Origin of the sequence: Brachybacterium avium (assembly GCF_002216795.1) — a bacterium.
Classification (GTDB): Bacteria; Actinomycetota; Actinomycetes; order Actinomycetales; family Dermabacteraceae; genus Brachybacterium; species Brachybacterium avium.
In genome coordinates, this window is sequence record NZ_CP022316.1 from 844,048 (window position 1) to 865,815 (window position 21,768).

Consider the following 21,768-nt stretch of genomic DNA (forward strand, 5'->3'; position numbering starts at 1 on the left):
GGGAGAACTGCCCATGCCGTGCCGAGCCTGCTGTGGCGCCCGTTTCCTAGACTCCTCGCATGACCTCCACCCGCGCCTCCATGTCCTATGCCACCGCCCTGAACCGCAATGAGCTGTTCGAGAGCCCGGGGCTGCGCCGCGACATCCCCGCACTGCTCCATCCCGAGGAGGAGGTCCTGCTGGTGCTGCCGGGCGTCGCGGGCGACTTCCCCGACGTGATGATCGCGACCGCCGATCGCTTCCTCCTGGCCTCGGTCGCGGGGCCTCTCAAGAGGTCCAAGATCAAGAAGGAGGTCCCCGCCGCCCAGGTCACCGGGGCCCGGTACCGCTCGGGGCTTTTCTCGCGGATGCGGGTGGCCACCGCCGCGGGCGGCGAGATCACGATGGTGCCGAATCGCAAGGCCGACGCCGAGCGCTTCGCCCATGAGTTCGAGCACCTGATCCGCACCGGGTCGCTTCCCCGCTGAGCACGGACTGCGGGCGAGCCCTCAGTACGCGAGGGAGAAGCGCATCCGGTGATGCGCCGGCGTCTCGATCTCGTCGATGACCGCGAGAGCGAGATCCGCACCGGAGAGGCGCGATTCGCCCTCAGCGTCGCTCAGCAGCACATCCCCGCCGATGCGGTAGGAGCCGGTGGCCTCACCCGGGGCATAGTTGCCGAAGCCCGCCGCGGGGCTCACGTAGAACCAGTCCAGGCCCTCGCCAGAGGCACGGAGATCCTCGAGGACAGCACCGAGCTCGCGAGCCTCGTCAGCGAACTCCGCGGGGAAGTCGGGGATGTCCACGAGCAACGGACCGCCCGGGGCGACCTGCAGCGATCCTGCACCGCCGATGACGCCGAGGCGCACTCCCTGCTCAGCGGCGAGGCGCGCAAGCATCACGTAGGCGCTGCGCAGCACGCCGGGCGCCGCGAGGTCACCGCGAGGCGAGGAGGTGGCGATGACGACGTCGGCTCCGGTGAGCACCTCCTGCAGCAACGCCTCCTCGCGCAGGTCTCCCGCGCGGTGGCTGGCACCGTCCGGCAGGGAGGCCGGGGTGCTGCGACTGACGGCGAGGACGTTGTGACCGCGACGCGCAGCTTCGGCGACGAGATGGCCGCCTGCATATCCGGTGCCGCCGAGAATGATGATGCGAGACATGCTCTCTCCTTCTGGCACCCCCGGGGTGCCGTCTTCGATGTGGGGGCGGGAGCGCCCCTGTCCACCCTTCATGGGATGGACCTTGATGCTCACTTTAGGTAACCTAGTCTCTGTGGGGAAGTAGGCACTTTGCAGTAACCGGCACTCTGCGCCGGATCCCACTGCCCACCGATCCCTCTCCACCCCGATCCGTACTGGACCCCCAGCGGAGGAGCCGCCACCATGTCCCTGTTCGACTACGACCCCTACGCCCGCGGCTGCGCCTCACGCCAGCTGCTGGACCGGATCGGTGATCGCTGGACCGTGCTGCTGATCAGCACCCTCGAGGATGGCCCGCACCGCTTCTCGGAGCTCTCCCGCCGGGTCGACGGGATCTCCCAGAAGATGCTCACCCAGACTCTTCGTGCCCTCGAGGCCGACGGTCTGGTGCGGCGCACTGCCTACCCGGAGATCCCGCCGCGCGTCGAGTACGAGCTCACCGCGCTGGGCCGCTCACTGCTGGAGCCGCTCCAGGCACTGGTCAGCTGGGCACGGGAACACATGGGCGAGGTGCAGGCCTCCCGTGAGGATGCCCGGGCCGGCTGAGCGTCCTCACCCGGCAGCGTCTCTGTGTCGCCTCCGGGCCCGTGCTCACGGCGCCTGCGGGCGTGGCGGCGTCCGTCTGTCGCACCCTCGTGGTGTGCTGTGACCATGAGCGGAACACAGATGCTCCTGCTGGGTCTGCTGCTCGGTGCGGTGCTGGGCGCGGTCGTGACCTGGCAGCTGCTGCGCGAGCGGGCCCGGGCCCTTGTGGAGAGCCGGCGAGCCGAGGCCGATGCCGCCGGGCAGCTGCTGCGGCTGGCGGACGAACGCTACGAACGGGATTCCGCACGTCGGGATGCGGCGGAGGAGGAGCGCGAGGCTGACCTGCAGCGCACCCTCGCCCCGATCACCGCGACGCTCAGCCATCTCGAGCGCTCGCTCGCCCGCTCGGAAGCGGCCCGGATCGATGCGGAGGGGGCGCTTCGCTCGCATCTGTCCCAGCTCGCCCAGCGCGCCCAGTCGCTCGAGTCCGGCACCAGCGCGCTCACGGCCGCGCTGCGCTCCCCCACCACCCGTGGTCGCTGGGGCGAAGTGCAGCTGCGGCGAATCGTCGAAGCCGCCGGGATGCTCGAGCATGTCGACTTCACCGAGCAGCTCAGCGGCGTGCGCGCGGATGGGGAGGCCGGCCAGCGCCCCGACCTCGTGGTGCACCTGGCTGGGGATCGCCACGTGGTGATCGACGCGAAGGCTCCGATGGATGCCTACCTCGATGCGACCGAGGAGACCGACGCGGACCGGGCCGCAGCCCGACGGAGATCCCACGCCAAGGCGCTGCGCCATCACATGACCGTGATCTCCGCGAAGGCGTACTGGAAGGCGCTCGGCGACTCCCCGAGTTCACGGTGCTGTTCGTGCCGAGCGATGGGGTGCTCGCCGCAGCCTTGGAGACGGATCCGGGCCTGCTCGAGGACGCCTTCCGGCGGGACGTGGTGATCGCCTCCCCCGCCACTCTCGTCGCACTGCTGCGCACCGTCGCCCACACCTGGCGCACCGATGCCCTGAACCGGGACGCTCGCGAGGTGCTCGCGACGGGCCGCCAGCTGCACCACCGGCTCGGCACGTTCACCGGGCACCTCGGCAAGGTGGGCCGTTCCCTGGACTCCTCTGTCGCCGCGTTCAACGAGGCCGTCGGCTCGCTGCAGTCACGGGTGATGGTCAGCGCACGCCGCTTCGAGGAGCTCGGGCTGAGCGGGACGGCGCTGGACGACGTCGAGCAGCTCACCCGGCGTACCCGCACCCTCGAGGACTCCGAGTTCGCCGAGCTCGCCGATCCCGGCTCCGAAACGGCCGTCGAACGGGCACACCGCACCGCCGGCTGACGGAGCTACGGCTCAGCGCCGTCACCAAGGTGGCGACTGCCTCCTTCGCCACGTCCATACGAGTGCGGACGCCCGCACCGCATCGTCGGCCCCATCGAGCCGTAGACATCGAAGACCAGCACGGATGGCGCAGTGCGGCCGGTGTCGACCCCCTCGGCCCGCGAGCGAGGGAGCGCCGCCGGAGCGAGCTGCGCTGCCTGGCTCAGGATTCGGCGGTCGCACCCTCGCCGGTGGGCTTGGTGCGGCTGTCGCTCACGCCCCGGTTCTTCATCTCCTGGCGCAGCTCGCGCGGGAGGGAGAACATGAGGTCCTCGGTGGCGGTGCGCACCGGCTTCACGTCCCCAAAGCCGCGCTCGGCGAGAACGTTCAGCAGCTGCTGGACCAGCACGTCCGGCACCGAGGCCCCGGAGGTCACGCCGACGGTCCCGACGCCGTCGAACCATTCGTCACGCAGCTCATGGATCGAGTCGATGCGGTGGGAGGCCTTGGCCCCGGCCTGCTTGGCGACCTCCATCAGGCGCACGGAGTTCGAGGAGTTCGGTGAGCCCACCACCAGCACCAGATCCGCGTCCGGGGCGATCTTCTTGATCGCGACCTGACGGTTCTGGGTGGCATAGCAGATGTCATCGCTGGGCGGGGACTGCAGCGTCGGGAAGCGCTCGCGGAGCTTGTCGACCGTCTCCATCGTCTCGTCGACGCTGAGCGTGGTCTGCGAGAGCCACACGACCTTCTCGGGATCACGGACGGTGACCTTGTCGACGTCGTCCGGGGAGTTGACGATCTGCACGTGATCGGGGGCCTCGCCCGCGGTCCCCTCGACCTCCTCGTGGCCGGTATGGCCCACCAGCAGGATGTCGTAGTCCTGGCGGGCGAAGCGCACCGCCTCCATGTGGACCTTGGTGACCAGGGGGCAGGTGGCGTCGATGGTGCGGAGGTTGCGCTCCTCGGCCATCTCGCGGACCTTCGGCGAGATGCCGTGGGCGGAGAAGATGACCAGCGACCCCTCCGGGATCTCGTCGACCTCCTCGACGAACACGGCGCCCTTCTCCTTGAGGCCGTCCACCACGAACTTGTTGTGGACGATCTCGTGCCGCACGTAGACGGTCTCGTCGTAGTGCTCCAGGGCGCGTTCGACGGCGACCACGGCACGGTCGACTCCCGCGCAGTAGCCGCGCGGCTCGGCAAGAAGGACGGTCCCGGTGCTCACTCCCCCATCGTAGGAGCGGAAGCGACCTGGCGGGCGAGCCGTAGGGCAAGACTCACCATCCCTCCACAGGGCGCCCGCATCCACAGCTCCGCCCGTCGGCCGCGAGCTGTCGGGAGCTCGTGCCAGAGTGGACCCATGACGCAGACCCCTCACGGCCAGGATGCGGACCCCGCCGCATCCCCGCGGCCCGCCCCCGCCGCCACCGCTGCGCAGACCACGGCGGAGAATCCCTGGCCGCTGCGGCAGCTGTCGGTGAAGGTCGGGGAGTACGTGGCTCGGATGTCGCCGCTGTGGGTCGAGGGCGAGATCGTCCAGCTCAACCGCCGCCCCGGGGCGGGGCTGAGCTTCATGACCCTGCGGGACGTCGATGTGGACATGTCCTTCTCCGTGCCGATCCGGGAGCACGTGCTGCGCGCCCTGCCGGTCGAGCCGGTCGCCGGGGCACGCGTGGTCGTCCATGCGAAGCCGACGTTCTGGACCAAGCGCGGCAGCCTCCAGCTCGAGGCCGACGACATCCGCCCGGTCGGTCTGGGCGAGCTGCTGGCCCGGCTCGAACAGCTCAAGCGCGTGCTCTCCGCCGAGGGGCTGTTCGCCTCCTCCCGCAAGCAGCCGCTGCCCTTCCTGCCGCGCACGGTCGGACTGATCTGCGGGCGCGAATCCGCCGCGGAGCGCGACGTGGTCGTCAACGCCCGCCGTCGCTGGCCGGCGGTGCAGTTCGAGATCCGCGAGGTCGCGGTGCAGGGCACGAAGGCGGTGCGGGAGGTCTCCGCGGCACTGCGCGAGCTGGACGGGCTCGAGCACGTCGATGTCATCATCATCTCCCGCGGCGGCGGCTCCCTCGAGGATCTCCTCCCCTTCTCCGATGAACAGCTCACCCGCCTGGTCGCAGGGGCGAGGACCCCGATCGTCTCCGCGATCGGTCACGAGGTCGACACCCCGCTGATCGATCTCGCCGCGGATGTGCGCGCCTCCACCCCCACGGACGCCGCCAAGCGCGTGGTCCCCGACATCATCGCCGAGGTCGAGCAGCTGGAGCTGGGACGCACCCGGCTGCGAGCCGCGGTCCGGGCCCGGATCGAACGGGAGCAGTCGGCGCTGGACGCCATGCGCTCCCGGCCCGTGCTGGAGAACCCCTCCACGATCCTCGCCGGCCGCGCCGACGAGGTCCGTTCGCGGATCGCCCTGGCGCGCACCCTGATCGGCTCCCGGTTGGACCGGGCGGCCGACGAGGTCGACCATCTGGGCCGGCAGGTGCGCTCCCTGAGCCCACTGGCGACCCTCGAACGCGGCTACGCCGTGGTCCAAGATGCGCAGGGCACGATCATCCGCTCCCCCGACCAGCCCGGCGTCGGCCAGCCGCTCTCGGTGCGGGTGGCCGGGGGTCGCTTCGGCGTGGAGCGCGCCGAGTCCGATCCGTACAGCCCACCGACACAGCCCCCTGACCCCGACCCGCCGCGACAGCCCGCACGGCCCGACCCCATCGAGGAGCCCTGATGACCCCGCACAGCACGCCCGAGACCGACCTGGACACCGCCGAGGACGGCAGCGGCACCGCACGTTCCGGTCCCGTCACCCCCGCCGAGGGCGCACAGCCGCTGCCGGCGGACATCGCCGAGCTCTCCTATGAGGCCGCGCGAGACCAGCTCGTCGAGGTGGTGCGGCGCCTGGAATCCGGGCAGGGCGGGCTCGAGGACTCGATCGGGCTGTGGGAGCGCGGGGAGATGCTCGCCCGCCGCTGCCAGCAGTGGCTGGACGGTGCCCGCGAGCGGTTGGACGATGCAGTGGCGGCCCGCCGTTCCGCGGACGCCTCGGACTCCTCGAGCTCCTCGGTGCAGTAGCCACCGCCGCCGGAGACGGTTCAGCCGAGCGAGACGATCGCCGCGCGGGCGAACTGCTCCAGCGCTGACCGGTCCGCGTCGCCATGGACCACGAAGCCCCACTCCTCGCCCTCGCAGGCGATGCCATGCTCCGTCGATCCCTGCTCACCGCCGCGCAGCAGGCTGCACGCGGCACCCTCGAGCTGGAACTCCTCCTCGACGGCGCTGCCCGGGATCGCCGAGGAGAGCATCGGGGCTCCGAGCTCGGACTCCTCGACCAGGGTGACCAGCTGCCCCTCCGGCGAGGAGTATTCGATGGTCCATCGCGGGTTCGCGCCGGCGGTGTACCGAGCTGACCGCTCGGCCCATCCCTCGTCCACGGCGGGCACCGCGACCGGGAAGGGAGCTACTCCACTGGCACGTTCCGCGCTCGCAGCGACATCCAGCTCCGAGTTCGCCAGCGGCTCCCTCTCCGCATCGCTGCCCACACCGAAGAAGGCGATGCCGACGACGACCACCACCGCCATCGTCAGGACCAGCGCCCACACCATGTTGCGCAGGACCGTGTTCTTCCGCGACGGCAGCTCGTACGCGGACTTCGGCTGCGGAGCGGGCTCGACGAGCTGCGGCTCAGGCTCAACGGGCGATGGGGCGGGCTGCTCGGACAGCGCGGCCGGCGTCCGCTGCGGCGCCTCAGAGGTCTCGTGGTCGGCATCATGCATATCGCCATTGTCCCCGTTCCCGCCAGATGGCGCTCCCAGCCGCACGCTCCGGAGGGCGTGCACCGCGCCACAGCGCGCCCTCGCCGCAGCCGTCCCGGCCCACAGCACGCCCCTCATCCGGGGTGCGCATGTTCGCCCCCTCCGCAGAAACCTGCGATGATCGAGAGGTGACCGCGACATTCCTCATCGTCGGAGAAGCTCTCACGGACATCGTCGTCGACGTCGACGGCGCACGCCGAGAGCATCCCGGCGGTTCTCCCATGAACGTGGCCGTGGCGCTCAGCCGCCTCGGTCACGACACCCATCTGCTCACCCGCATCGGCGACGACGCCCGCGGAGCCGCCATCCGAGAGCATCTGGAGGCCTCCGGCGTCCGTCTCACCTCGGGCAGCTCCGTGACGGCACCGACGTCGACCGCCCTCGCCCGGCTCGACGCGAACGGCGCGGCGACCTACGAGTTCGACCTGGTCTGGGATCCACAGCCCGTGGACCTGCCCGGACAGGTCCAGGCGGTGCACGCCTCGTCGATCGGCGCCGTGCTGGAGCCCGGCGCCCGGACGGTGCGCGACATCCTGCGCCGGTACCGGGAGAGCGCCACCATCAGCTACGACCCCAACGCCCGCCCCACCCTGATGGGCGATCCGGAGTCCGTGCGCACCGAGATCGAGGCGACCATCGCTCTGAGCGACGTCGTGAAGGCCTCCGATGAGGACGTGGCCTGGCTGTACGGCACCGAGGACGTGGAGGGCGTCGTCGACTCCTGGCGTGAGCTGGGACCGGCGCTGACCGTTCTGACCCGTGGCGACGAGGGCGCCGTCGGCTTCTCCACGAGCGGTCGCGTGCAGGTCTCCCCCGTCGTCGTCGACGCGGTCGACACCGTCGGCGCCGGGGACACGTTCTCCGCCGGGATCCTCGATGCGCTGGCGGCGAAGGAGCTGCTGGGGGCGGAGAACCGCACCGCCCTCGCCGTACTGCCCAACGATGAGATCGCCGACGTGCTGCAGCGCGCCGTAGCACTGGCTGCGATCACCGTCTCCCGGGCCGGCGCCAATCCGCCGTGGAGCCACGAGCTCACCTGAGCTCACCAGGGGCGCACCCGCGCGGTGACCGTCTCACCGCCACCCGCCGTGCGCGCCTCCCCACCCTTCCCTACCCACCACCCACCGCACGACGACCTGAGGAGGCCCTTTCATGAACCAGTCCACGCCCGCCGCGCAGCAGGACGACTACCGCATCGAGCACGACACCATGGGTGAGGTCCGCGTGCCCGCCTCAGCCCTGTACCGGGCACAGACCCAGCGTGCGGTGGAGAACTTCCCGATCTCCGGCCAGGGCCTGGAGCCCGCGCACATCCACGCCCTCGCCCAGGTGAAGAAGGCCGCCGCCCGCGCCAACCAGGAGCTCGGGGTGCTGGACGGGAACATCGCCGACGCGATCGTCGCGGCCGCAGATGCCGTGATCGCCGGTGAGCACGACGATCAGTTCCCGGTGGACATCTACCAGACCGGGTCCGGCACCAGCTCGAACATGAACATGAACGAGGTGCTGGCGACCCTCGCCACCAACGCCGGCGTGGACACCCACCCGAACGACCACGTGAACTGCTCGCAGTCCTCGAACGACGTGTTCCCCACCTCCGTGCACGTCGCGGTCGCCCAGGGGGTCGTCGAGAAGCTGCTGCCCGCCCTCGCACACCTCGCCGAGTCCCTCGAGAAGAAGGCCGAGGCCTGGAAGGTCGTCGTGAAGTCCGGCCGCACCCACCTCATGGATGCCACTCCGGTCACCCTCGGCCAGGAGTTCGGCGGCTTTGCGGCCTCGATCCGCTACGGCATCGAGCGCGTCGAGGCGGCGCTGCCCCGCACCGCCGAGGTCCCCCAGGGCGGTACCGCCGTGGGCACCGGCATCAACACTCCGATCGGCTTCCCGCAGAAGGTCATCGCGAACCTGGTCGAGCAGACCGATCTGCCGCTGACTGAGGCCCGCAACCACTTCGAGGCGCAGTCCAACCGCGATGGCCTGGTGGAGATGTCCGGCGCCCTGCGCACCATCGCCGTCTCCCTCACCAAGATCTGCAACGACGTGCGCTGGATGGGTTCGGGCCCCAACACCGGGCTCGGCGAGATCTCGCTGCCCGATCTGCAGCCGGGCTCCTCGATCATGCCGGGCAAGGTCAACCCCGTGATCCCCGAGGCCGTGCTGATGGTGTGCGCGAAGGTCATCGGCAACGACGCGGCGGTCGCCTGGGGCGGAGCCCAGGGCTCCTTCGAGCTGAACGTGCAGATCCCGATGATGGGCACCAGCCTGCTGGAGTCGATCCGCCTGCTCGCCAACTCCTCCACGGTGCTGGCGGACAAGACCGTCGACGGCCTGGTCGCCAACGAGGAGAAGGCTCGCTTCTACGCCGAGGCCTCCCCCTCGATCGTCACCCCGCTGAACAAGCTGATCGGCTACGAGTCCGCGGCGAAGATCGCCAAGCATGCCGTCGCCGAGCGCATCTCCGTGCGCGAGGCCGTCGTCGCGCTGGGCTTCGTGGAGCGCGGCGAGCTCACCGAGGAGCAGCTGGACGAGGCACTGGACGTGCTGTCCATGACGGCCCCGAAGGCCTGACCGCTCCGCTGAACGGCGAGCGGGCCCCGGCCTGACCGCATCGCGCGACGGGGTGTCCCATCACCTGGTGTCCCATCACCTGGTGGGCACCCCGTCGTGCACCGGTGGCGTGACCGCCGGCCGGAGCGTGGCCCCCGGCCAGAGGGATGCGCCGGCCAGAGGGTGCGCCAACCAGAGGGAGGCGCCAGCGCACGCACCGGTTCCGGGTGCATCGCTAGGCGCGGGTGCATCCACTGGTGCTGAGCCAGCATGCGGGGCCCAGGCAGAGGGGCGCATGCTGGCATTCCGCCACCGGATGCAATGCTCGCCGGCTCGATACAGCGCACTCCGGCCCGATCCAGCGCACTTCGGTGCCTTCGACCGCCTCGCTCAGGGCCGCGGCGGGTCGAGATGATCCCCGCGACGGAGGATCGTGAGCAGCATCCTCGTCGTCTCCTCCCATCGCAGGAACACCTGCTCCCAGGAGAGCCTCGTAACGCGGTACCCGCGCGAGGCGAGGTAGAGGTCCCGCGCACGGTCCGCGTCATAGCTGAGCGGATCATCGTGGAACTCGCGGCTGTCGCACTCGATCACCCAGCTCCTGCCCACCAGCAGATCCATCCGGCGACGGCCGTCCGGGAACAGCACCTGTGACCGTACCGGGAAGTGCCGGGACTCCATCCACCAGCGCACGGTGGTCTCCGTCCCCGATTCCGCATCCCCTCGGACCCTGGAGAGCGGCCGACGGATCCGCTGCGGCAGCGCGGCGAGGATCCGCTCCGCGCTCCGCCGCGTGAGCAATCCGCGCTGCAGGCCGGACTCGAAGATCACGGCTGCCTTCGCCACGGGCAGACAGTGCGCGGCATGGGTGAGCACGATGTCGAGATCCGGGACCGGGTCATGGTCCGGCCAGGAGCGCAGCGCGGGACCGTGGAGCACGAGCTCCGCCTCGTCATCCCCGATGATGACCTTCCCACCCCGTCGCCGGACGGGATGGAGTCGAACATCCTGCAGCTCCGCACCGGCACGAAGCATCCGAGGCCGAAAGGCGTGGGCGCCTGTGTGCGGCGGTATCCACAGCCCGTGCAGCGAGGCGCCGTCCAGACAGGTGGGCCGCACGCCGAGCTGCAGCATCCGGACGAGCCCCGGCGGAGCCGCCTCGGTGAGATACCAAGGCTGCGCGCTGCTCATGGTGCCGTTCCTCAACCAGCGGCGCACCTCCGACTGGGAGACGCCGTCCTCACGGAGGCGTGACCTGTGGCGCACCCCCTCGATCTCCATACCGGTGAGGCAACCACGGCTGCCGGCGCAAAGTTGGCATGGCACTGGTCCTGTGGACCGGCGCGTGCTGTGGAGGAAAGGAGCTCTCGACGAGCTCGGCAGTGCTCGAGCCACCGGCCGAGAACTGGGTGCCCGCCCCAGGCCGGGCATCGCACACCTGAGGGGGCCGAGTGCATCCAGTGGCGCTCAGCCAGCGCACATCCCGATATACGACCCCGCATGCTGCCACAGCGCCACCAGATGACTCGGCACGATCGCCCCGGGAGCCACGGGGTGCGGAACCACGAGAGGCGGGAGGCAGGAGGCGGGCAGCGCAGGAGGCGGGAGCGGGAGCGGGAGCGGGAGCGGGAGCGGGAGCGGGAGCGGGAGCGGGAGCGGGAGCGGGAGCGGGAGCGGAACCGCGCTCAGAGGATCGGCTCGTCCAGCACGTGGGTGACGAGCTCGGCGACCTTGGACCGCTCGGAGCGCTGCAGCGTGACGTGGGCGAACAGCTCCTTCTCCTTGAGGGCCTCGACCACCGAGGCGATCCCGTCGTAGCGGCCGATGCGCAGGTTGTCGCGCTGGGCGATGTCATGGGTGAGCACGACGCGGGAGTTCTGACCGATGCGGGAGAGCATGGTCAGCAGCACGTTGCGTTCCAGGGACTGCGCCTCGTCCACGATCACGAAGGCGTCGTGGAGGGAGCGGCCGCGGATGTGGGTCAGCGGGAGCACCTCGAGCATGCCGCGGGAGAGCACCTCGTCGATGACGTTCTGCGAGACCATCGAACCGAGGGTGTCGAACACGGCCTGGCCCCAGGGCCCCATCTTCTCGCCCTGGTCACCGGGGAGGTAGCCCAGCTCCTGGCCGCCGACGGCGAACAGCGGGCGGAACACCATGATCCTGCGCTGGGTACGGCGCTCCAGGACCGCTTCGAGGCCCGCGCACAGCGCCAGGGCGCTCTTGCCGGTGCCGGCGCGGCCGCCCAGGGACACGATGCCGATGGATTCGTCCTGCAGCAGGTCGATCGCGACCCGCTGCTCGGCGGAACGGCCGGAGACGCCGAACACGGTCTGGTCGCCGTGGACCAGCCGCACCTGCTTGTCCCGGGTGACTCTGCCCAGAGCGGAGCCGCGCGGGCTGGTGAGGGTGAGCCCGGTGTGGACGGGGTGGTGGGCGAGCTCGGGGATCTCGACGGTCTGGCCGTCGTAGAGATCGCTCATGGTCTGCTCGTCCACTGTGGCGGTGACCATGCCGGTGAAGCCGCGATCGCGGGCGAGCTCGGCGCGGTACTCCTCGGCGTGGACGCCGGAGGCGGAGGCCTTGATGCGCATGGGCAGATCCTTCGAGACCAGCACCACATTCTTGCCCTCGAGCTGGAGGTTCTTGGCGACGGCCAGGATGCGGGTGTCGTTGTCGCCGAGCCGGAAGCCGTCCGGCAGGGAGGCGGTGCTCATGTGATTGAGCTCGACGTGCACGTGGCCGCCGTCCTTCCCGATGGGCAGCGGCTGGGCGAGGTTGCCGTGCAGCTCGCGCAGGTCATCGAGGATCCGCAGCGCCTGGCGGGCGAAGTAGCCGAGGTCGGGATGGTGTCGCTTGGCCTCCAGCTCGGTGATCACCACGATCGGGAGCACGATGTCGTGCTCGGCGAAGCGGTGGAGCGACAGCGGGTCCGACAGCAGCACCGAGGTGTCCAGCACGTAGGTGATCACCCCCGTCTCGACCTCCGCGATCATCTGCTGCGCGGCGCCGGGGAGCAGCGAGGGCACCACCGGCGCGCCGTCGGGGTTCGCGGCTCCGATCTCCTCCGGGCCCCGAATGGGGTGCAACGATGCCGTGCCGTCGGCGGCGGGCATCGTCTCGCGGGCAACTGTCGTCTCATCCATGGGTGCCTCCCGGAATCGCGCGGATGCCTGGACCCTAGCCCGGTGGGCGCCCGCCGTCGGGCGAGCCCCACAGGGTGCGGAGCCGACGTTCACCCGATCATCATCGGGAGTTCAGCCGGACCCCCGGTGCACTCAGTGTGCCACCGGTCACAGCGGCCTCGCGGGAGGCGGGCAGGAGTGTCCCCGGGGTGGGTGCGCCCGTGGGCTCAGGCCCCGAAGCGGCGCTCGCGCCGGCAGAAGTCACGCAGTGCGCGCAGCAGGTCGATGCGGCGGAATCCGGGCCAGTAGGTCTCGCAGAACCAGTACTCGGAGTGCACGGACTGCCACAGCAGGAATCCCGAGAGCCGCTGCTCACCGGAGGTGCGGATGATGAGGTCCGGATCGGGCTGTCCACGGGTGTAGAGGTGCTCGGCCACGGATTCGACGCTGATCCCCGAGGCGATGCCGTCCCCGTCCAGGCCCTGTCCGGCCAGATCCCGCACCAGTTCCTGCACGGCGTCGACGATCTCCTCGCGCCCGCCGTAGCCGATCGCCACGTTGACCGTCAGCCCGGATTCCAGGGAGGTCTGCTCCTGTACGCGGGAGATGTCGGCGCGCATCGCCTCCGGCAGCTCCTCGGCGTTCCCGGTCAGCCGCACGCAGTAGCCGGCCTCGATGATCCGGGCGATGGTGGCGCCGATGATCTCGTAGAGGGCGGTGAGCTCCTCGGGCGGACGGCGCAGGTTGTCCGTGGACAGCATCCAGACGGTCACCAGGGGGATGTCGAGACCGTCGCACCAGGAGAGGAACTCGAGGATCTTTGCGGCGCCGACGCGATGGCCGTGCTCGGTGGTCTCCCCCGCCTCCCTCGCCCAGCGGCGGTTGCCGTCCACGATCACACCCAGGTGCTGCGGGAGCTCGAAGCTCTCGAGCTCGCGGAGGAGGCGCCGCTCGTAGACGCGGTACAGAAGGCCGTCATCGTTCATCGCGCCGTCTCTCCCCTCATGCTGGTCACGGCGGTTCCACCCGCCGCAGCTCCCGATCCGGCGCCTGCCGCCGACCGCCTGCGTCGCGGTCGACGCCGTCGGCCCGCTCGCTCCATTATCGGTGACGCTGCCGCACCCTCCGTACGTTCTGGGAAAATCGACACCGGATCGGCACAGCCCGCACACCGTGAACCTACGGCCCCGTAGGTTACGGTGGCCCCATGAGTTCCGGACGCCATCGCGACACCGCCGAGCACCCTGCTGCGAGCGGCCCCGCCGCTGTCGATCCCGCGGATCCCGCCGACCCGGCCGGATCAGCCGGCGTGGGGGCGATGCCCGATCACCGCGCTGCGGCCGAGACCGCGGAGGCGGTCGCGGAAAGCGGCGGCACCGACATGGCGACCGACGACGAGCTGCCCACCGCCGAGAACTTCCCCTTCGCCCCCCGCACTCTCACCCGGGCGATGGCGCGGCGGGCCACTCGGCTCGGGCTCCAGCTGCCCAAGCCGCGCCTGCGCGGGATGATGCACCTGTTCGCCTTCCCGGTCACCATGGTGGCCGGGCTGCTGCTGGTCGCTCTCGGCGGGACCCTCGAGATCCGCCTGGCCTGCGCGGTGTTCGTACTGACCGCCAGCATGCTGTTCGGGGTCAGTGCGGTCTACCATCGCGGCACCTGGTCCCCGCGGCGGGCGATCATGCTGCGGCGCTTCGACCATGCGAACATCTTCCTGATCATCGCCGGCACCTATACCCCGATCGCGGTAGCGATGCTCGAGCCCCGCCAGGCTCTCACCCTGCTGGTGATCGCCTGGGGCGGGGCACTGGTCGGGGTGTGCTTCCGGCTGTTCTGGACCGGAGCCCCGCGCTGGATCTATGTACCGGCCTACATCGCGCTGGGCTGGGTGGCGGTCTTCTACATGCCGCAGCTGCAGGCCTCGGGCGGCTGGGCCGTGGTCTGGCTGCTGGTGATCGGCGGTCTCGCCTACACCGCGGGGGCGGTCATGTACGCGCTGAAGCGGCCCAATCCCTCACCGGCCTGGTTCGGCTTCCACGAGATCTTCCACACCGGCACCCTGATCGGCTTCGGCTGCCACTTCGCGGCCGTCGCCGTCGCCATCATCTGATGGAACGGGTGCAGGTGCTGCCCGGGCATCAGCGCGGGGTTCGACAGCCACCGAGGAACGCGGCTCAGCGCTGATCGCAGGGCACTGCGGTCGCGGCTCAGCGCGGGCCGTCGGTGGGCGGAGCGTCCTCGCCCGAGGGCGCCTCATCGTCATCCGAGGGCGCCGCCGTGCCGTCCTCCGGGGCAGCAGGCCCTGCGGTCCCGTCGTCCGACGCGTCGTGCGCGCGCTCGGCCCGCTCGCGCTCCTCGGCCTCCATCCGCTCCTTCACCCGCGCCCGGGCCTGCACCCGGCGCGTGCGGCGCGTCATGTCGATCGCCAGCAGGACCACTGCCACGGCGAGCACGAACATCGCGAAGAACCCGGGCAGCCCCGGGGAGACGGTGACCGAGTTGAGCTCACCGCCGTCGGAAGGGTTCGGTGCGGCCACCAGCTCACCGAGGGCGAGGAGGAGCTCCGCGCCGCTCATGGCCGGGCCTCCACGAGCTCGTGACGCAGCCCGGCGAACAGATCATCCTCGGGCAGCTTCACCCCGATGCGGGAGATGTGCAGCTCGTAGTCCTCGGTGCCCCAGGCCGCTGTCTCGGCCTCGTGGGGGATGCGGAAGAACGGCCCTTCGGGGTCCACCTGGGTGGCGTGGGCGCGAAGCGCGTCGTCCCGGATCGCGAGGAAGTCGCGCACGTCGACTCGGGTGGTCAGCACCCGGTCCTTGCTCTCGTCGTAGTGCTGGAGCATCTGGTCCAGCATCTCGTTCGGGGTGCCCTCGGCCCGCAGATGCCTGCTCACCGCAGAGAACCGCTGCCGGTGGAAGCCGTTGATGTAGTAGAGCTTGGCGACCGCCCAGGGCTCACCGAGCTCGGGGGCGAACGCCGAGTCGGCGGCGAGATCGAAGGCGGCCAGGCTGATCCGGTTGACCTGGATGTGGTCGGGATGCGGGTAGCCGCCGTTCTCGTCGTACGTGGTCATCACGTGGGGACGCAGCCGGCGGATGGTCTCCACCAGCGGTCCGGCCGCCTCCTTGATGGGAAGCGTCGCGAAGCTGCCGGCGGGCAGCGGTGGCAGCGGATCGCCCTCGGGCAGCCCGGAGTCGATGAAGCCCAGCCATTCGTGGTCCACACCGAGGATCTCCTGCGCCCGGGCCATCTCCCGACGGCGGATCTCGGGCAGCGCCTCGGCGGTCACTGAGGGGTCATCGCGCAGCCGCGGGTTGAGCACGTCGCCGCGCTCACCCCCGGTGCAGGTGATGACCGTGACCTGGACGCCCTCGCGCGCATAGCGCGCAGTCGACCCGGCACCCTTGGACGATTCATCGTCCGGGTGCGCATGGACGGCCACCATCCGCAGCGGTTCATCGGGGGTGGGCAGCTGGACGGTCACGGGACTCCTCGGAGACGACGGGAGGGGGACGGATCCCACGGGGCTGGTGCGGGCGTCGCACGGAAGAGTTCACGGCGCACCAGCGTCAGATCCTACGCCACCGACACCTGCCAGCACCTGGGAGGAGCCGTCGGTCGCGACTGCTGGGCGGCGCCGGCGCAGGGCGGCCGGTTCGGAGGAAGTTCCCGGCGGCGGTCTGGAAGACTGTCCCCATGACCGATGCCAGTGACCGCCGTGCGGACCGTTATGGAAAGCCGCTCGTGGGTCGTCGGACCGCGCGTGTGCTCATGGCCCTCGCCGGGGCCCTGTTCCTCGCGGCCGTGTTCTACGTCGGGGTCCAGGCCTCCAGCACGCCCGTCCGCACCGAGGTGCTCGCCTACGAGCACGTCTCCGATGACGTGATCGCCGTCGACTTCCGGGTGACGATGGATCCGGGCACCGAGGCGAGCTGCACGATCCAGGCGCTGAACAAAGGGCGGGCCCAGGTCGGGTTCGTCGAGGCGGCGATCCCCGCCCAAGACACCCGTCGCAGCACGCACCACGTCGAGATCTCCACCCAGGGCGACGCGGTCTCGGCGGAGATCATCAACTGCGAGGCTCGGTGAGACGGCCTCGCGCGGGTTCTCCTCGACGCCGCGACTGCCCTGGGCTGAGCAGGCTGTCGATCCGTCCGGCTGGATTACTCGATGCGCGAAATCAGCACCGGGTCTCCGGGAAAGCAATCAGTGCGGTGTAAAGTGTTCGGGAACCGGCTTCGTGCCGATCATCATCACCCGCACACGGGGCGCATGAGGACATGTGCCCCGTGATTCGCGTATTGGGGGCTCTTCGCTCCCCTGCGCACTACTGAGGACGACAGGAGTGAACCCATGAGCAGCCAGCCGAATGGCGCCTGGCTCACCCAGGACGCGTACGACCGCCTTGCCAAGGAGCTCACCGAGCTCGAGGGCCCGGGACGCACCGAGATCGCCGAGCGCATCGCCGCGGCTCGCGACGAAGGGGACCTCAAGGAGAACGGCGGGTATCACGCCGCCCGTGAGGAGCAGGGGAAGATGGAGGCCCGGATCTCGGACCTCCAGCGGCTCCTGAAGAACGCTGTGGTCGGCGAGGCGCCGAAGGACGACGGGATCGTCGAGCCCGGCATGGTCGTGGTCATCTCGATGGCCGGCAAGGAGCGCACCTTCCTGCTCGGCAACCGCGAGATCGCCGACGGCGACGACACGCTCGAGGTGTATTCCTCGGAGTCGCCGCTGGGCAGCTCGATCCACGGCTCCAAGGTCGGCGACTCCGTCGATTACACGGCGCCGAACGGGAAGTCCTTCCCGATCGACATCCTCAAGGCTTCGCCCTACAAGGCCTGAGCCGTCGCCCGCACGCTCAGTGCGCGCAGGAAGAAAGGCCCCCGCCGCCGGCTGCTGCCGGAGCGGGGGCCTTCTCGTTGCGCGACCTGCTGCGGCTCAGGCCTCGCCCGGGCGCGCCGAGCCCTCCTGGCCGGGCGCCCCGTCGTCGTCGGGCGCTCCATCCCGGCCGGGCATCTCATCCTGGCCCTGGACATCGCTGTCGTGCAGCGCGTCGCCCAGCAGCGGTGCAGCGGTGTCCAGCGCGTCGTCCGGTCGCGGAGCGCCGTCGGGTCGCGGAGTGTCATCGGGTCGCGGCGCATCGTCCGCGGGTGCAAGGGCGGCCTGCGGTGCGGGAGCGGACGGCTGCGCGGGGGCGGACGGCTGCGCGCCTCCACCGGCCGCCGGCGCGCCGGCCATCGCCGTCTGCCGGGCACCCAGGGGACGCGGCGAGGGCAGCACCGGCATCGTCGGCCGCTTCCGCTCCGCGTCGGCGTCCGTCGATGGCTGGGGGCGACGGCGGGTCAGCGCGGCGAAGTGCTCGGCGCTGCCCCGGTCGCGGCCGAGGTCCGGGCTGGGGTCACGACCCACCACGTACAGCAGCGTCGCATTGCAGAAGGCCAGCACCGGGATGGCGAACAGTGCGCCGGCGATCCCGGCGATCATCGCGCCTCCTGCGACGCCGAGGAACACCGCCAGCGGATGCAGCTCGACGGCTTTGCCCATCAGGAAGGGCTGCAGGATGTTGCTCTCCAGCTGCTGCACGACCAGCACGATCGCGAGCATGATCAGCGCACCGATCCAGTTGTTCAGCACCAGCACCAGCAGCACGGCGATCGCACCCGAGGCGATCGCACCGACCAGCGGGACGAAGGAGAACAGGAACACCAGCAACCAGATCGGCACCGCGTAGGATCCGAGTCCCAGCGCCACCATGCCGATCGAGATGCCGAAGGCGTCCACTGCGGCCACCAGGATCTGGGTGCGCATATATGCCGACAGCGCCTTCCACCCGCGGCGGAAGGCCTCATGGGTGGGGACCCGGGCCGCCGGTGGCAGCAGACCCACCATCCAGCGCCAGATCCCCGCCCCGCCCGAGAGCAGGAAGAACAGGGTGAACAGGGCCACCACGATGCCGGTGGCGACGTTGCCGAGCACTGCTGCGGTGCTCACCGCGCCGCTGACCAGCTCACCGGAGTACTGCTGGAGCTGGTCGAGCCCTTCGTTGACCGCCGAGTTGATCATCGGGGTGTCGATCTGGAAGGTGGTGGTCGCCCAGTCCACCAGTCCCTGGAATCCTCTGACCGCCTTCTCCTGGATATCGGCGAACTGTGCGAACAGCTGGCGCCCGGCCAGGGTGAACATCCCCGAGATCACCAGCAGCAGCCCCAGCAGGGCGACGCCGGCGGCCGCACCCCGGTTCAGGAAGGTGTAGCGGGTCAGCACCTTGACCACCGGGGTCATCAGTGCGGCGAGCAGGATCGCGATCACCACGGGGATGACGATGGTGGTGATCTGCAACATGCCCCAGAGGATCAGGGCCGAGGCTGCGACGATGACGATCAGCCGCCAGGACCAGGACGCCGCCCGACGCACTCCGATCGGGATCTCTTCCACCTCGGGCGCCAGGCTCTGTGCCCGGGGGTGGGGCGCAGCTTCGACATGGGACTCCTTCCGAGAGCCGGTGCGGCTCACGGGCATCCTAGTCGCGAGAAACTGGACGCACCGCCCGCCTGGACGCCCGATGCACGACGAAGGTCGACCCCTTCTCCTCCCAGCGACGGCCCCCTCCCCGGCCGCGGGGGAACTAGCGTGACCTCATGCACAGCGACCATCCGACCGCCGCACCGGATCTCTCCGTCCCCGAGGCCACTGACCCCACCACCGCCGACGCCGTTGCCACCGATGCCACTCAGCAGGCCGACCCGCAGGCGAACGGCGCACAGCCTGTCTCCGGTCCGGCTGCTCCGGTGAACGCCGACAGTGCGGTCCCGGACCGCACCGCTCTGTCCCTGCGCGGGATGCGCAAGTCCTTCGACAGGACCGAGGTGGTCCACGGGATCTCCCTGGATGTCCCGCGCGGCTCCTTCTACGGGATCGTCGGCCCCAACGGCGCGGGCAAGACCACCACTCTGTCGATGGCGACCGGCCTGCTGCGGCCCGACGGCGGCACCGCTCATGTGCTCGGGCACGACATGTGGGCCGAGCCCCATGAGGCCAAGGCCCGCCTCGGCGTCCTCGCCGACGGGCTGCGGACCTTCGACCGGCTCACCGGGCGCGAGCTGCTCACCTATGTGGGGCTGGTGCGCGGGATGGAGCCGGCCGTGGTCGAGGAGCGCATGGAGTCGCTGCTGTCGGCCCTGGACCTGGCGGGCGAGGACGGCAAGCTGGTGGTCGACTACTCCGCCGGCATGACCAAGAAGATCCTGCTCGCCAGCGCTCTGCTGCACGCACCGCGACTGCTGGTGCTCGACGAGCCGCTGGAGGCGGTCGACCCGATCTCCGCCCAGGTGATCCGGAAGATCCTCACCGCCTATGTGGACGGCGGCGGCACCGTGATGCTCTCCAGCCATGTGATGGAGCTGGTCGAGGGGCTGTGCAGCCACGTCGCGATCATCGCCGACGGCGAGCTGCTGGCCGACGGCACGCTCGACGAGGTCCGCCGGGGCGGCAGCCTGGTGCAGACGTTCATCGATCTCGTCGGCGGCGGCGACGTCGCGGAGGGGAGCTTGTCGTGGTTGGAGTCCTGAGCAACGAGCACACCGCGACCGCAGCGGCGCAGAGCGTCTCCCACGGCGAGATCTCGCAGAAGAGCCTCATCCGCCTGCAGCTGGGGCTGAAATGGACGCTGTGGAAGCGGTCCTATCGCAAGAACATCGGCAAGCTCGTCGGCACCATCATCGGGGTGGTCTATGGCCTCGGCGGGCTGGCGGCCCTGGTGGCCCTGTTCCTGGGCACCACCCTGTGGGCCGGGGAGGGCGAGACCTTCCCACTGATCGTGCGCGGCCTGGGCGCCCTGACCGTGCTGGCGTGGTTCCTGATCCCAGTGCTCGCCTTCGGCCTCGACGACACCCTGGATCCGCGGGCCTTCGCGCTCTTCCCGCGCACTGCCAGGGAGCTGCAGCCGGGGATGTTCGCCGCGGCGGGGCTGAGCCTGCCGAGCCTGTTCACCCTGGTCGCCGTCGCCATCGCCACCGGCTTCGAGCTGCTGTGGCTGATCCTGTTCGGCCAGGGCGCCCTCTGGATCGTGCTGGCTGCCCTGGTGCTGATCCCCGCGAACCTCGCCGCTTTCTCTCTGTGCCTGCTGCTGCCGCGGGCCTGGTTCGCCCACTCGGCGGGCCGCGCCTCCTCCCGCAGCGGCCGCGAGGTGGGCGGGATCTTCGGCTTCCTGCTGCTGTTCGCGGCGATCTACGCCTTCTCCATCGGCGCGCAGAAGGTCGGCGACATCGACGTCACGCTCTTGCGGGAGTGGCTGCCGCGGATCGTCGAGATCCTGGCCTGGACCCCGGTGGGGGCGCTGTTCGCGGTGCCGATGGATCTGGCCGAGGGGCGCGTGCTGAGCGCGGCGCTGCGGGCAGTGATCGGGTCGGTGACCATCGTGCTGGTGTGGCTGTGGTGGCGCCGATCGATCGATGTCTCCCTCACCTCCGCGCTGACCGGCGATGCCTCCTCGGGCGGTGCCAAGGTCTCGCCGCTGGTGCCGAGGTTCGTGCGCCCCGGTCCGTTCGGGCCGTGATGGGCAAGTCGCTGCGCTACTGGCGGCGGGACACCCGCTACCTCGCGGGGCTGGGCATCTATCCGGTGGTCATCGTTTTCTTCGCGGCGATGGGGCTGGTGCTCCCGGAGTCCCGCGGGATGATGCTGGGGATGGCGATCTTCATGTGCGGCGTGAGCGGGATCAGCCTGGCCAACGAGATCGGTTTCGACGGCCCCGCGGGCTGGGTCAACCTGGTCACCGGGGTGCCTGCCCGGGCGAACCTGCTGGGCCGCATCGCCGCCCAGGCCGTGCTGATGGTGCCGGGCGTGGTGGTGGCGATGATCGTGCTCCCGCTGCTGTACGGCAGGGCGGATCTGATCCCGCTGGCGGTGATGGGTGCACTGGGCGCGATGATCTGCGGCTGGGGCATCTCGATGGTGGTGAGCGTGCTGCTGCCCTACCCGAGCTCTCCCCCGGGCACCAACCCGATGAAGGACAAGTCCGCCTCGAGCTCCAACGCGATGATCGCGATGGCCGTGGCGATGCTCGGCGTCTTCGTGCCGCTGGTGCCTGCGATCGGGGTGGGGGTCTGGGGCGCGATCGCGGGCAGCCTCCCGCTGATCCTGCTCGCCGGGGTGCTCGCGCTGGTGGCCGGTGCGGTCATGTTCCTGCTGGGGCTGCGGATCGCGTCCGTGCGGCTGGATGCCCGCTACCCGGACGTGTTCCAGAAGGTGCACAACCACCTCTGACGGG

General features: G+C 70.4%; 23 protein-coding genes. 14 read left to right on the top strand and 9 right to left on the bottom strand.

The annotated features are described in order from the left end of the window. Positions 1–59: 59 nt before the first annotated feature. Positions 60–467 (top strand): hypothetical protein, encoded by a 408-nt coding sequence (locus CFK39_RS03830; protein WP_089064349.1) that lies wholly within the window; start codon positions 60–62, stop codon positions 465–467. Positions 468–488: 21 nt separating this feature from the next. Here CFK39_RS03830 and CFK39_RS03835 read toward each other — a convergent pair whose 3' ends face one another. Further along, positions 489–1,139, bottom strand: a complete 651-nt coding sequence (locus CFK39_RS03835; protein WP_089064350.1) for an NAD(P)-dependent oxidoreductase — start codon at positions 1,137–1,139, stop codon at positions 489–491. A gap of 222 nt (positions 1,140–1,361) precedes the next feature. Between CFK39_RS03835 and CFK39_RS03840 the strand changes: the two genes are divergently transcribed. The 3 genes from CFK39_RS03840 to CFK39_RS17140 all read left to right on the top strand — a co-directional run bounded on the left by CFK39_RS03840 (position 1,362) and on the right by CFK39_RS17140 (position 3,040). Beyond that, a complete protein-coding gene (locus CFK39_RS03840) occupies positions 1,362–1,724 on the top strand; it encodes a winged helix-turn-helix transcriptional regulator (protein WP_089064351.1) in 363 nt (120 codons plus the stop codon). A gap of 105 nt (positions 1,725–1,829) precedes the next feature. After that, positions 1,830–2,654: a DNA recombination protein RmuC gene (locus CFK39_RS17135; RefSeq protein WP_275094135.1), complete on the top strand. Its 825-nt coding sequence runs from the start codon at positions 1,830–1,832 to the stop codon at positions 2,652–2,654. Further along, positions 2,588–3,040, top strand: coding sequence for a DNA recombination protein RmuC (locus CFK39_RS17140; protein WP_275094136.1), 453 nt, complete (start codon positions 2,588–2,590; stop codon positions 3,038–3,040). The genes CFK39_RS17135 and CFK39_RS17140 overlap by 67 nt, the downstream gene beginning before the upstream one ends. A gap of 202 nt (positions 3,041–3,242) precedes the next feature. Here CFK39_RS17140 and CFK39_RS03850 read toward each other — a convergent pair whose 3' ends face one another. Next, entirely contained in the window at positions 3,243–4,247 is a 1,005-nt protein-coding gene (locus CFK39_RS03850) for a 4-hydroxy-3-methylbut-2-enyl diphosphate reductase (RefSeq protein ID WP_089064352.1), read from the bottom strand. A gap of 135 nt (positions 4,248–4,382) precedes the next feature. Between CFK39_RS03850 and xseA the strand changes: the two genes are divergently transcribed. Together xseA and CFK39_RS03860 are read left to right on the top strand one after the other, a co-directional pair. Further along, positions 4,383–5,741 (top strand): exodeoxyribonuclease VII large subunit, encoded by a 1,359-nt coding sequence (gene xseA / locus CFK39_RS03855; protein ID WP_089064353.1) that lies wholly within the window; start codon positions 4,383–4,385, stop codon positions 5,739–5,741. Continuing rightward, a complete protein-coding gene (locus tag CFK39_RS03860) occupies positions 5,741–6,085 on the top strand; it encodes an exodeoxyribonuclease VII small subunit (protein ID WP_089064354.1) in 345 nt (114 codons plus the stop codon). Before xseA ends, CFK39_RS03860 begins: the two co-directional genes overlap by 1 nt. Positions 6,086–6,105: 20 nt before the next feature. On the opposite strand, the gene CFK39_RS03865 is transcribed toward CFK39_RS03860, so the two are convergent. Further along, on the bottom strand, positions 6,106–6,786 hold the full coding sequence (locus tag CFK39_RS03865) for a DUF4245 family protein (RefSeq protein WP_245822893.1): 681 nt from the start codon (positions 6,784–6,786) through the stop codon (positions 6,106–6,108). A 167-nt stretch (positions 6,787–6,953) separates the two neighbouring features. Between CFK39_RS03865 and CFK39_RS03870 the strand changes: the two genes are divergently transcribed. Together CFK39_RS03870 and CFK39_RS03875 are read left to right on the top strand one after the other, a co-directional pair. Then, positions 6,954–7,865, top strand: coding sequence for a carbohydrate kinase family protein (locus tag CFK39_RS03870; protein WP_089064356.1), 912 nt, complete (start codon positions 6,954–6,956; stop codon positions 7,863–7,865). 112 nt (positions 7,866–7,977) lie between these two features. Then, positions 7,978–9,393 carry a class II fumarate hydratase gene (locus tag CFK39_RS03875; protein ID WP_089064357.1) on the top strand — a complete coding sequence of 472 codons (1,416 nt, stop codon included), beginning with the start codon at positions 7,978–7,980 and terminating at the stop codon, positions 9,391–9,393. A 369-nt stretch (positions 9,394–9,762) separates the two neighbouring features. Here CFK39_RS03875 and CFK39_RS03880 read toward each other — a convergent pair whose 3' ends face one another. From CFK39_RS03880 to CFK39_RS03895, 3 genes are all read right to left on the bottom strand, one after another. After that, positions 9,763–10,563 carry an endonuclease domain-containing protein gene (locus tag CFK39_RS03880; RefSeq protein WP_245822895.1) on the bottom strand — a complete coding sequence of 267 codons (801 nt, stop codon included), beginning with the start codon at positions 10,561–10,563 and terminating at the stop codon, positions 9,763–9,765. A gap of 494 nt (positions 10,564–11,057) precedes the next feature. Then, on the bottom strand, positions 11,058–12,368 hold the full coding sequence (locus tag CFK39_RS03890) for a PhoH family protein (RefSeq protein ID WP_089066275.1): 1,311 nt from the start codon (positions 12,366–12,368) through the stop codon (positions 11,058–11,060). Between the two features lie 356 nt (positions 12,369–12,724). Further along, positions 12,725–13,483, bottom strand: a complete 759-nt coding sequence (locus CFK39_RS03895; protein ID WP_089064359.1) for an isoprenyl transferase — start codon at positions 13,481–13,483, stop codon at positions 12,725–12,727. Positions 13,484–13,704: 221 nt separating this feature from the next. On the opposite strand from CFK39_RS03895, the gene trhA reads away from it, so the two are divergent. Beyond that, a complete protein-coding gene (gene trhA / locus CFK39_RS03900) occupies positions 13,705–14,607 on the top strand; it encodes a PAQR family membrane homeostasis protein TrhA (RefSeq protein WP_245822897.1) in 903 nt (300 codons plus the stop codon). A gap of 97 nt (positions 14,608–14,704) precedes the next feature. On the opposite strand, the gene CFK39_RS03905 is transcribed toward trhA, so the two are convergent. After that, entirely contained in the window at positions 14,705–15,073 is a 369-nt protein-coding gene (locus CFK39_RS03905) for a hypothetical protein (protein ID WP_157697054.1), read from the bottom strand. Next, entirely contained in the window at positions 15,070–15,981 is a 912-nt protein-coding gene (gene mca / locus CFK39_RS03910) for a mycothiol conjugate amidase Mca (RefSeq protein WP_089064360.1), read from the bottom strand. Before mca ends, CFK39_RS03905 begins: the two co-directional genes overlap by 4 nt. A gap of 212 nt (positions 15,982–16,193) precedes the next feature. On the opposite strand from mca, the gene CFK39_RS03915 reads away from it, so the two are divergent. Next, a complete protein-coding gene (locus CFK39_RS03915) occupies positions 16,194–16,586 on the top strand; it encodes a DUF4307 domain-containing protein (RefSeq protein ID WP_089064361.1) in 393 nt (130 codons plus the stop codon). Between the two features lie 264 nt (positions 16,587–16,850). Beyond that, positions 16,851–17,342 (top strand): transcription elongation factor GreA, encoded by a 492-nt coding sequence (gene greA / locus CFK39_RS03920; protein WP_089064362.1) that lies wholly within the window; start codon positions 16,851–16,853, stop codon positions 17,340–17,342. Positions 17,343–17,438: 96 nt separating this feature from the next. Here the strand turns inward: greA and CFK39_RS03925 are convergent, their stop codons facing one another. Further along, complete coding sequence (locus CFK39_RS03925; protein ID WP_245822899.1) at positions 17,439–19,013, bottom strand: AI-2E family transporter; 1,575 nt, start codon at positions 19,011–19,013, stop codon at positions 17,439–17,441. A 125-nt stretch (positions 19,014–19,138) separates the two neighbouring features. Between CFK39_RS03925 and CFK39_RS03930 the strand changes: the two genes are divergently transcribed. From CFK39_RS03930 to CFK39_RS16675, 3 genes are read left to right on the top strand one after another with little or no spacing between them, the layout of a single operon-like run. Then, on the top strand, positions 19,139–20,068 hold the full coding sequence (locus CFK39_RS03930) for an ABC transporter ATP-binding protein (protein WP_089064363.1): 930 nt from the start codon (positions 19,139–19,141) through the stop codon (positions 20,066–20,068). After that, positions 20,053–21,054 (top strand): hypothetical protein, encoded by a 1,002-nt coding sequence (locus CFK39_RS16670; RefSeq protein WP_245822900.1) that lies wholly within the window; start codon positions 20,053–20,055, stop codon positions 21,052–21,054. The genes CFK39_RS03930 and CFK39_RS16670 overlap by 16 nt, the downstream gene beginning before the upstream one ends. Further along, the gene (locus CFK39_RS16675) at positions 21,051–21,764 is read left to right on the top strand and encodes a hypothetical protein (RefSeq protein WP_245822902.1); all 714 of its coding nucleotides are present in this window, start codon (positions 21,051–21,053) and stop codon (positions 21,762–21,764) included. The genes CFK39_RS16670 and CFK39_RS16675 overlap by 4 nt, the downstream gene beginning before the upstream one ends. Positions 21,765–21,768: the final 4 nt, after the last annotated feature.